Genomic DNA, 11,308 nt, shown 5'->3' with positions numbered 1-11,308 from the left:
GAACACTTTCATGAATCAGTTCGATATCATCCTTTGAATAAAATGTGTTGAATAAATTACCTTTTAACATAACCCTTCTCCTCTTGAAATTGATTTCTAGTTAATGCGCATAACTTATACCACTATACTAACGCAAAATACATGCCAATTTATATTCGAAGCAAAACCCGCTGATTTTCCTAAAATAATTACCATATAGCTGTTTTTACGATTTTTTTACCAATTTATTTTCTTATTTCTGAGAAAATCGGATTTTAGATTCTCAAATGAAATAAACTTTTGCGGATGATTTTATTTTAAAAATTTTTATCGAAAAAACTCATTCTTTTATAATATAGGATAATTGTTTTAGACTTTTATTTTAGTCTTTTATTTCTCACTAATCCATAAAATATAATTTCTGTCAAACTATTATATTTTTTAGTTTTACAAAAAATATTTTTTTAATTTTATTGTTAATGTTTTCAACTGTTTTTTTTAACTCAAATTTACGTCTGGCAGGGTAAAGGCCACGGGAATTTCCGCTGTTATTATGGTTTTTTCTATTTATTGATAAAGAAAAAAATATATAGTTTCTTTAAACAGCTTTAAAAATCACTCTTGTTAATATTATTTAATTTATTCTAAAGCTTAAAATTTTTCTTTTGATTTTCGATTTAAGGCAAATAAAAAAGCCTGCTTTCTTGTTCAAAAAGCAGGTTTTTCTGTTTGGCCTTATACCATCAGCTCACAAATCGATTTTGCAAACTCTACCGGGTCTTCGATGGTCATCCCTTCAATGAGCATGGCCTGATCGTAGAGCAGGTTGGCGTATTTCTTGAGCTTATCATTGTTCTTGTCATCATAAGCTTTTTTCATGGCATCAAATACCGGATGGCTTCCGTTGATTTCAAGGACCTTGTCGGCTTTGACATCACCGCCCATGGGCTGGGCATTTAAGACTTTTTCCATTTCCAGTGAGATCCCCTCTGTCGAGAAGCAAACCGGATGGCTTTTCAGTCTTGTGGACAGCTTAACCGCGTTCACCTTGCCGTCAAGGGCTTCTTTGATGGCTGTCATCAAATCTTTGTTTTCTTCGTTCTTAGCTTCAGATTCTTTTTTAGCTTCTTCGGACTGTTCAATGCCCAGGTCATCATCAGAAGCGGAACGGAATTCTTTTTCGTCGTATTTCATAAGGCTCTTAAGGGCAAATTCATCCACGTCGTCGGTACAGTAGAGCACTTCATAACCCTGATCTAAGAGCAGCTCGATCTGCGGCATCTTTCCAATTTTTTCGATGGAATCACCGCAGGCGTAGTAAATATATTTCTGATCTTCCTTCATTCTGCCGACATATTCTGCAAAGGTGACGGATTTCTTTTCGCTGGAGCTGTAGAACATGACCAGATCCTTGAGCTTGTCAGCGTTCATACCGTAGTTTTCATACATGCCGAATTTGAGCGGCAGGCCGAAGTTCTTGTAGAACGCATCGTATTTTTCCCGGTCTTTTTTCTGCATGTCCATAAGTTCAGAAGTGATTTTCTTTTCAATACGCTGGGCAATGGCTTTAACCTGACGGTCCTGCTGAAGCATTTCTCTTGAAATGTTCAGGGACAGATCCTGAGAATCGACCAGGCCCCGGACAAAGCCAAAGTAATCCGGCAGCAGGTCTTCACATTTATCCATAATCAGCACACCGCTAGAATAAAGCTGCAGACCTTTTTTAAATTCCTTTGAGAAGTAATTGTAGGGCACGTTAGACGGAATAAACAGCAGGGCGTCATAGGTGCACACGCCCTCTACATGGGTCGCAATGACTTTGGCCGGATCGGTATAGTCATAATATTTTTCCTTGTAGAAATTGTTGTAATCCTCATCGGTAACTTCGCTTTTATTTTTTTTCCACAGGGGTACCATGCTGTTGAGGGTTTCTTCCTCCAGATAGGTATCGTACTGCGGCTCGTAATCTTCCTTGGCTTTCTCTTCCTCGGAGGCCTCTACCAAAGTGCTCTTTTCCACTTCCATTTTAATGGGGTAGCGGATATAGTCTGAATAACGCTTGATGAGCTCTCTGAGGCGGTATTCTTCCAGATACTGACTGTATTTTTCATCTTCTGTATCGTCCATGAGCGTCAGGATAATTTCAGTACCGACCGCTTCCTTATCGCATTCTTCAATGGTGTAGCCTTCCGCGCCTTCAGATTCCCATTCATAGGCCACGTCGCTGCCATCTGCCCTTGTGCGGACCTTAATATCCTTGCTGACCATAAAGGCAGAATAAAAGCCGACACCAAACTGGCCGATGATATCAATATCTTCCTGGGCTTCGTGCTCAGACTTGAATTCCAGAGAGCCGCTGTTGGCGATAATACCAAGATTTTCTTCCAGCTCTTCCTGGGTCATCCCGATTCCGTTATCGGTAATGGTCAGCGTGCCTGCTTCCTTATCCGGGATGATGTGAATCACGTAGTCTTCCCTTGAGAGCCCGCTGCCTCCCTCAGACATATTTTTAAAGTAACGCTTGTCAATCGCATCGCTTGCATTTGAGATAATCTCTCTTAAGAAAATCTCTTTGTTTGTATAAATCGAATGAATCATTAAATCCAGCAGGCGTTTGGATTCTGCCTGGAATTGCTTTTTAGCCATAATCTCCACTCACTTTCATTTCGGTATTGTTAGCACTCGTTATGTTCGAGTGCTAGCAATACTATAGATCATTCTGGTGAAAAAATCAAGATCTTTTGAATAAAAATTTACATAATTTTAATGACAATTTTAGTTTTCCGCTGCTTTCCCTGTCCTCAGCCCCTTTGGCCGTTATCCCTCCCTTTATAAAAGCTTAATGCCGCCATAGCTCATCAGAATATCCGGCTTTTTTGCGGCATCAGACTGAAAAGCCTTTGGTACCTCCTCGGACATTTCCTGTTTTGAAAGCGGCCGTATCTCAAGGGTATTCCCCGTTATTTCCTGGTATCGCTCAAAGGCCGTTTTGAGATAAGGCCGTTTAAGATCTGTGTCGTCTCCCCAAATGGTGATGGTCCGGTTTGATACGGTTCCCCATTCGTACTGGGGCGTTTCAAAGGCTGCCTTCGCAATGGTCTGTTCCTTATGTCCGCAGCCCGCTAAAAAAATACGGCCATTACAAAAAGGCAGATGCTCTGGCCAATATATTTTTTCATCATTCTCTCTGTCAATGTCAATCGATAGATTGTTTACTATTTAATCATTTATATATAAAATTATATCCTTTTTTTCTATTATTGTTCAACCAAATAAAATCATTATCATCAATAAATCCTTAAAAACGAAAACAAGCGCCATCCACACTGTAAATGGCGCTCGTTCTGCTATTGTTATTTTTTTCCACGGCCTCTTGCGTACTGTACACATACGATGCCTCCGGCCAGCACGACGAAGATCACGGATAAAACAGCCACGCCATTCTGGCCACCGCTCAGCCCTGTCGCCACCGATGCCGCCGTACTGTCTGGCACATGCCGATTGAAGCTGCCAGCCTCTGCGTCCGGAGCTGCCGCTGGATTTTCCCCCTCCACGGTCACCTCATAGGTCTGGCGGCTTAAATCCTCAGCGATAACCACATAGCTCAAAGGCCTGGTAAAGTCATTGACACTCTCGCCGCTTGTCTGCACGGCTCCGCCGACGCGCACCTCTGCGCCCGCGCTGGCCTCAAACACGGCAGTCTGCCGGGTCAGATCTGTATTCCAGGGAACCCTTACAAGGATCCTATGGGCTGTTTCATCAATGCTGCCGGCATTTTCGCCAAGCCTAAATCCGGTGATGGCCTTTTGGGATGAAAGGTCCGGCTCCGGATCGGTTGAGGTATAGGTATCCCGGATGGTAGAGGTGTACCGCTCCGCGATCAACTGGTGTCCCGCTGCATTGGGGTGGGGATCAAAGTTCAGGCTCAGCTTTCCCTCTGTATTCTTGATTTCCACATTGGTCAGGTCGGGCTCGTTAAAGGCTTCATAGATATCGACACTGTGATAGCCTTCTGTATTTTGGAGAAAGGCCTGATTCATTTGCTCAATATAGTAAGCGCCGTAACCGCTCAGGTCAATGGATTCAAATTGTCTGAAGATGAGTGGGAATTTCTCCGCAAGGTTTGGAAAAAGCTGGCTTAGGTTAAGCGTCTCGCCGTAAAAGGGATTGTACAGCGTATTCCAGTAAATTTCCGCCCCTGGAGCCTGCTCATGCAACGCGCTTAAAACAGCTGGCTGCAAGTTGTCTTTAAAATTCTCACAGCCTGCCAGCAGCTCCGGGTTATCCTTCAGTGTTTTATTCAGCTGTCTGAGTGTATTGGCAATCTCTGTGACCAGGCTGTCCTGCTTTTCCCTCAGCTGAGCGTCACTGCCCGGGGCTTCGGCCGCCTCAGCAGAGAGGTTTTCCAGTTCACTGACCTTTGCGCTGAAATTATCATTAATGGCCTGCTCTACAATTTTGATAAAAGGTCCCAGCAAGTCGTTTGACCCAATGGTCACGGTCACCACATCGGCATGTCTCAGCAGCTCACTGTATTGCCCGCTTTGCAGCGCTTCCAGCAGCTGTTCGCTGGTCCAGCCGGATACGGCCTGATTTGAGACAAGGGCCGGGCCATCCTGGCTTTCCAGGGTTTCACCCAGCATGTTGACAAAGGCGCCCTCGGGTGTCGGAAAGCGGTCGTCATTTGGTGTACCGTGCTCATATCCTGGCAGCGCGTACCCGGCGGCAATGCTGTCGCCGAAAGCCACATAGTTTGTCCGCACTCCAGTATAGCGCACATGGCCGGGATCAATTCCGCAGCCCAGCAACGCTCTCTTGGTTTCACGGCTGTTGGTTTCGATGCTTGTGGTTTCAGGCAGTCCGTCAAAGGCATGGGCTGAAAGGGCAACTTCTCCCTCGATCTGTATTTTTTCAAGTCCGCTGCACCCGTTAAAGGCATAATCTCCAATACCGGTTACATTATAAACCTTAACTTCCTCGAAATCGCCGTAATCAGTCACCGCTTTTGGGATAAAAACCGTCCCCGTGACCGCTTCATCAACGGCTGGTCCCCTGCCGTCCCCCAGTTGTGCTTCGTTTTCATTCAACACTAAAAAGGTTACCGGCTGGTTTTCCGGCGTACCGCATTTATAGCTCGTAATCTGGCCGCCGGCTGGCGCTGTTGCCGCGAGGGCCTGGCCGATTCCCGCAGCCCCCACAGGGCCTGCCATAAAAAACACCGCTGCCGTCAATCCCGCCAAAACTTTTTTGATTTTCATTTTTCCTCTCCTGTAAATGTTTTTTACATTATAGCACAGGAGCGGAAGCCCGCGACGCTCCACCGCCTAAATAGCGTGTCTGACCGCTTAAATAAAAAGCAGCGCCTTTGCGGCGCTGCAAAATCGGATTAATATTTTTCTTTGAGCATCTCACCATGCTTGTTAAAGGTCTCAATGGCTGAAATCGCCAGCTCCTTATTCATCATCTTTTCAAAGATATTATAGGGGATGGTGACCGAGTGCGCCCCGGAAGCCAGGGTTTGTATCACCTGATTGGTATTTTTAAAGCTCGCGCCTAAAATTTCGCAGCTCAGCTGCCGCTCATCGATAAAATCGCGGATGATGGCCACGGCCTTGTAGGGGTCCAGATCGTTGTTGGACATGCGGTTAATATAGGGGGCGATACAGCTGCAGCCTGCCAGCGCGGCAAATATGCCCTGATCGGCCGAGTAAACCGCTGTTCCCAGAATCTTACAGTCCGGATATTTTTCGCGTATCTGCTTCACCACCTCCAGGCCGGCAATATCCATGGGGATCTTAAGCCCGATACGGCCTTTGCTGTCAAGGTCCAGAATCGCCTCACAGTCCTCCAGACGCTGCTCTATAGTTTCTCCAACAGTCTGTACGTAGATAAAGGGCACGCCCGCTTCCAGAATTTCCTTTATCTTTTCCTCTCTGGGGGTCCGCTCGTTAAGAAGAATGGTTGGATTGGTGGTAACCCCTTTAAAAACACCGGTTTTCATGGCTTTTTTTATTTCTTCAATATTGGCTGTATCTAAAAACATTTTTTTGTTCCTCCCTTTATTCTGTGCAACGATTATAACAAAACTGTCTTAAAAAATTTCAAAAAGCTCCGGAGTCAGTTTCCTGATCTCCGGAGCTTGGTTTGTCCCAGGTAATTTTTAATAAGCTTCAACAAATAACTCAAAGTATTCTCTGCCGTGCTTGCAGGCCGGGCATACCTTTGGTGCTTCCTTGCCTTCGCTGATATAGCCGCAGTTGCCGCATTTCCATTTGACGGATTCTGAGCGTTTGAATACGCGTTCCTTTTCAATGTTTTCGGCTAATTTTAAATAACGGGCTTCGTGAGCCTTTTCAACCTCTACAATATATTTGAAGGTAGCCGCAATATCTTTAAAGCCTTCTTCTTCCGCTGTTTTTCCAAAATTATTGTACAGGTCGCTCCATTCCTCACGCTCACCGGCAGCGGCGTTGATCAGATTGGTACGGGTGTCGTCGCTCAGGCTGACCGGATATTCCGCGGTAAAGCCTACCATCATGGCTTCGCCATCCAGACCTTCGTTTTCCACGATATATTTATAGAACATTTCCGCGTGTTCTTTTTCGTTGGCTGCTGTTTCCAGGAAAATGTTCTGAATTTGAATATACCCTTCCTTTTTAGCTTTTGACGCAAAAAAAGTATAACGGTTGCGTGCCTGGCTTTCACCTGCAAAGGCCTTCATCAGATTTTCCAGTGTTTTCGTTCCTTTTAATTTACCCATTTTGTTTATTCCTCCTTGAAACAAGACGTTCTTTTAGTATTTATACACTTATTTCAGAGGAATAAACAGGTTTTAAAATCTTTTTAACGCTCGTAGGTCCGGATAAGGTTCTCTGCAACCTGACGGGGCGATATCCGCATATCCATGGCCTGCTTCTGGATATAGCGGTGAGCCTGTTCCTCAGTCATATCAAGGTATCCCATCAGGCACAGCTTGGCCCGGTAAATCATCTTGATATCGTCCATTTTCTTTTGCAGCTTTTCATTCTGTTCCTTAAGGCGCTGCAGCTTGACCTTTGAGTTCAGTACAAACTTGATGTTCTGGGTCAGAAGCTGGCGGTTGATGGGCTTAGACACCACGAAGGCCGTTGTGTCCGCCAGTTTGGCCTCCACATGGTCCACCAGCTCATTTTTCACGATGAGCACGACGCCGATCAGGTACTTCTCCATGGTGTCAAGGGCCAGCTCGATTCCAAACTCATCGCCCAGGGGGGTATTGATAATGACCATATCATACTCAATTTCCTGCAGGCGTCTCCGGCCTTCACTGCCGGAGGGGACTGCGTCAATCATGCCAAAATCCATGCCCCGCAGTATCTCCGTCAATGCCTTTGTAATCTCATTCTGCTTGCATACCAACAACACATTACTCATTATTTCATCCCCCCTTCCTTCAGGATTTTATTTTCCTAAATCAGAAGGTTGAAAAATAACGGTCAATTTCCCATTCGTGGACCATTCCGATGTATTGTCTCCACTCCCAGCTTTTGAGCTGAATGTATTTTTGTGCTGTTTTTTCACCGAGGACTTCTGTCACCAGCGTGTCTCTTTTCATTTCCTCCAGCGCCTCCCTCAATGTCATGGGCAGCTTTTCAAGCTCTGCTGGCTCATCGCCAAGGGGTTCCATTAAGGGCAGCTTCTTTTCAATCCCCTCAAGGCCGGCCGCCAGGATCAGGGCAAAGGTCAGATAGGGATTGCAGGATGGATCCGGGCTTCTGAGCTCCATACGGCAGTAATCGCCCACAGCGGCCGGAATACGGATAAGCGGCGAGCGGGCGCCGTAGCCCCAGCTGACTGTCTGCGGCGCTTCGTAGCCGTCCATCAGGCGCTTGTAGGAATTGACCAGCGGATTGGAAACAGCGCTGATCCCGCGGATATGGCTGAGCACGCCGGCGGCAAACCACCTGGCTTCATCGGTCAGACCGCCGAGAGCGCTGTTAAAGATATTTTCATTGTCCTTCATGAGCGATATATTGATATGCATGCCGCTGCCCGGCTGCCCGTTGAGGGGCTTTGGCATAAAGGTGGCGTGCAGGCCGTTGCGCTGGGCAATGGTCTTGACCACTGTCTTAAAGGTCATAATATTATCCGCGGATTCCAGCGCGCCGCTGTATTTAAAGTCAATCTCATGTTGTCCCCGGGCCGATTCATGGTGGGAGCTCTCGATCTCAAAGCCCATTTCCTCCAGCGTCAGAATAATCTCACGCCGGGTGTTTTCGCCCCGGTCAAAGGGCGCCAGGTCAAAATAGCCGGCGCTGTCAACCGGTTCTCTGGTCGGCTCTCCGTTTTCACCCAGGCGGAACAGGAAAAACTCACATTCTGCGCCTACGTTAAAACGGTAGCCCAGCTTATCGGCCTTTTTCATCTGCTCTTTTAAGATATAACGGCTGTCGCCCTCAAAATTTGTGCCGTCCGGATACTTCACATCGCAGAGTATTCTGGCAACCTTACCCTGCTGTGGCCGCCAGGGCAGAATTTGAAGTGTGGACAAATCCGGGTGCAGGATCAGGTCAGAATGATCCGCGTCCAGATAGCCGGCCACAGAGTTGGCGTCAAACGGCACGCCGTAGAGGATGGCGCGCTCAATCTGCTCGTTGGAGATGGCGATATTCTTGCTCTGCCCATAGATGTCACAGAACTGCATCCGGATAAATTTAATATCATTTTCTTCGATATAGCTGATGGTATCGAGTGTTTTTTTACCAAGGTTCATTTTCTATTCTCCTTTAGTAGGCTGTATATAGATCATTATAAGGATTGTTGGCACCTGGTGTCAATTTATAAAAGGGCTTTCCAAGAATCTCCTCAATATCAGCATCAAAATAATTACAATAGTTTTCAATATAAGTCATGGCCGGTTCCAGCATTTCAGAGGCGCACCGCTCTGCCACCACCTGTGGCGCCAGTCCTGTCGGCGGTACATCACTGCGGATATACATCGCGCCACCGTGCATGCCGGTTCCACAGTAGCCGCCTGCCGGAAAAACATTGTCCACACCCAAGCCCAGTACCACAATGGTCCCGCCGGCTTGATATTCCCCCAAAAAGGAACCGGCCTTACCGCCGATCACCACCACGGGCTGGTGCTCCATATAGGCTTTCATATGAATGCCCACACGGTAGCCCCCGTTGCCGCGGATATAGATGCTGCCGCCGCGCATTCCATAGCCCAGGGTATCCCCGCCGCTGCCGTAAACCACAATATCGCCGTTATCCATCGTATCGCCAACAGCATCCTGCACGTTGCCGTAAACCGTGATGTTTGTGCCGCTGAGGTAAGCCCCCATGGCGTTGCCCGGTGTGCCGTAAACCGTAATGTCCTTGTTTTTAACCCCTGTACCGATATAGCGCTGGCCCAGAACCCCTTTAATGGTGACCTCTCGGTCCTCTGCTGCCTTTACCTCACGGTTGAGCTCTGTATAGTATTTTCTTCCTGCTTCAATGATCATCCTTATTCCTCCTAATGCTCTGCGCTGAGCTTTGCGTAGCATTCCCCGGGTTTAAAAGCCATGAGCCCGGGTTCCTTTACCAGCATTTCCATATCTACGGTTTTAAGCGGAATCTGTTCGCGGATCATGTCGGTGTAAATACCCGCGCGGGCGCAATTCCCGATAATGATATAGCCTTTTAAGACGCCGTCCTTGACATAGAATTTCTTGTAGCTTTCGCTGTTTTTTACCGTTATGGCTTCGCCAATATAGCTGCCTGCAGTCATCATGTACAGTCCCAGCAGCCCCATGGAATTTACCGGAAAGGCCTTTTCGTACACGGCGCTGCCGCCGGCCATGTTCTGTCCTGCCACCTCACCCTGCAGGTAGGCATTTGGCAGAATCGCCATGTTTTTAGCGGTCTGGGCGGTAATATCATAGCTCTGAGTACAGTCTCCGGCTGCGTAAATATCCTTTAAGCTGGTCTGCTGGCCGGTATCTGTCACAATCCCACGTTCCACCCTACCGCCAGCCTGTTCGACCAGAGACACCGCGGGCCTTGTTCCCACTGCCAGAATAAGAATATCATAGGGCAGAAGCCCGCCGTCGCTCAGGGTGACCTCCATATCACCGATTTCAGAAATACTGGTTTCCAGCTTTAAAGCCACCCCCTGGTTGATCAGGTGCTCTCTGATAACTTCAGCGCTTTCTGTGTCCAGAACGCTGGGCAGCACCCGGTCCGCCAGATCCACCACCGTCACACCCGCGCACTGCTTTACAACCGCTTCGGCTGCCTTCAGGCCAATAAGTCCCGCTCCCAAAATGACGATTCTCGAGTTTTCATCTAAAATCTCACTCACACTGGCCGCGTCGTCCAGAGTCGTAAAGGTAAAGGTATTTTTAGCGGTTTCCTTTCCTTTGATGGGCGGCACAAAAGGAACCGATCCCGTGGCGGTCAGAAGCTTTTCATAGGCGATAACCCCGCCGCCCGCCAGATGCACCTGCTTCTTTTCCGGATCAATGCTTTCTGCGGCGGTGTCAAAAATTACCTCACAGGCATTCTTTTCATAAAAATCTTCGTCCCGGTAAATCATTTTTTCCTGGGATACCTTTCCCTCCAGCCAGTAGGAGATCAGCGGCCTTGAGTAGGTGTGGTATTTTTCCGCACTGACAATCGTGATGCTGCCTTCCGGGTCGCTCTTTCGGATACCGGCAACGCCGCCGATGGCTCCGGCAGAATTTCCAATGATCAAATACTTTGTCTTATTCACTGACAGCACCTCTTTCTTCAAAAACAATGGCACGGTTTGGACAGTTTTTAACACAGGCGGGCTCGCCGCCGTTTTCTGTGCACAGCTCACATTTCAGCATGGTTTTATGATGACCGACCACCAGACAGCCATAAGGGCACATGGCAATACAGGTACGGCAGCCCACACAGCGTGTATCGTCGATTTTAATCACGCCGTCTTCCCCTATCGACAGAGCGCCGGTAATGCAGCCTTTGACGCAGTAGGGCGTTTTGCAGTGGCGGCAGGAAACCGCGAAATGAATTTCCTCTCCGTTCTCTACGCCGTCCTCAACGCGGATACGCGGCAGCGGCTTTTCTTTTCTGTTAAAGGCCTTAAACATATCCTCCTCGCCTGAGTTTGCAAAAGCACACTGATATTCGCACAGGTGACAGCCCAGGCACCATTCTTCATTAACATATACTCGTTTCATCGTTCATTATCTCCTCGGTTTTGTTTACAATATAACCTTTGTTTATCGCTTCTCACGAACGCGTCTTTATTCGAAAAAGCCTTGTTTTTTTTCGGAAGGCTTTTTCAAACAAGACGTTAGCCTCATGCGCTCGTCCGCTC

At 47.5% G+C, this 11,308-nt stretch carries 9 protein-coding genes; all 9 read right to left on the bottom strand.

What is annotated here, in order from left to right:
* Positions 1 to 714: 714 nt before the first annotated feature.
* The 9 genes from htpG to I2B62_RS19010 all read right to left on the bottom strand — a co-directional run bounded on the left by htpG (position 715) and on the right by I2B62_RS19010 (position 11,168).
* The gene (gene htpG / locus I2B62_RS19050; protein ID WP_195270614.1) at positions 715 to 2,625 is read right to left on the bottom strand and encodes a molecular chaperone HtpG; all 1,911 of its coding nucleotides are present in this window, start codon (positions 2,623 to 2,625) and stop codon (positions 715 to 717) included.
* A gap of 707 nt (positions 2,626 to 3,332) precedes the next feature.
* Complete coding sequence (locus I2B62_RS19045) at positions 3,333 to 5,237, bottom strand: GDSL-type esterase/lipase family protein (protein WP_195270613.1); 1,905 nt, start codon at positions 5,235 to 5,237, stop codon at positions 3,333 to 3,335.
* Positions 5,238 to 5,365: 128 nt separating this feature from the next.
* Positions 5,366 to 6,022, bottom strand: coding sequence for a transaldolase family protein (locus I2B62_RS19040; RefSeq protein ID WP_195270612.1), 657 nt, complete (start codon positions 6,020 to 6,022; stop codon positions 5,366 to 5,368).
* 117 nt (positions 6,023 to 6,139) lie between these two features.
* A complete protein-coding gene (gene rbr, locus I2B62_RS19035; RefSeq protein ID WP_013382441.1) occupies positions 6,140 to 6,739 on the bottom strand; it encodes a rubrerythrin in 600 nt (199 codons plus the stop codon).
* 83 nt (positions 6,740 to 6,822) lie between these two features.
* The gene (locus I2B62_RS19030) at positions 6,823 to 7,392 is read right to left on the bottom strand and encodes an ANTAR domain-containing protein (RefSeq protein WP_195270611.1); all 570 of its coding nucleotides are present in this window, start codon (positions 7,390 to 7,392) and stop codon (positions 6,823 to 6,825) included.
* A 40-nt stretch (positions 7,393 to 7,432) separates the two neighbouring features.
* On the bottom strand, positions 7,433 to 8,731 hold the full coding sequence (locus I2B62_RS19025) for a glutamine synthetase family protein (RefSeq protein WP_195270610.1): 1,299 nt from the start codon (positions 8,729 to 8,731) through the stop codon (positions 7,433 to 7,435).
* A gap of 13 nt (positions 8,732 to 8,744) precedes the next feature.
* Entirely contained in the window at positions 8,745 to 9,467 is a 723-nt protein-coding gene (locus I2B62_RS19020; RefSeq protein WP_195270609.1) for a glutamate synthase, read from the bottom strand.
* 11 nt (positions 9,468 to 9,478) lie between these two features.
* Positions 9,479 to 10,717, bottom strand: coding sequence for an FAD-dependent oxidoreductase (locus I2B62_RS19015; RefSeq protein ID WP_195270608.1), 1,239 nt, complete (start codon positions 10,715 to 10,717; stop codon positions 9,479 to 9,481).
* Positions 10,710 to 11,168 (bottom strand): 4Fe-4S dicluster domain-containing protein, encoded by a 459-nt coding sequence (locus I2B62_RS19010; RefSeq protein WP_195270607.1) that lies wholly within the window; start codon positions 11,166 to 11,168, stop codon positions 10,710 to 10,712. Before I2B62_RS19010 ends, I2B62_RS19015 begins: the two co-directional genes overlap by 8 nt.
* Between the last annotated feature and the right edge of the window lie 140 nt (positions 11,169 to 11,308).

It is taken from the genome of Eubacterium sp. 1001713B170207_170306_E7 (assembly GCF_015547515.1).
Lineage (GTDB): Bacteria > Bacillota > Clostridia > Eubacteriales > Eubacteriaceae > Eubacterium.
This window is presented reverse-complemented; position numbering and strand designations above follow the sequence as displayed.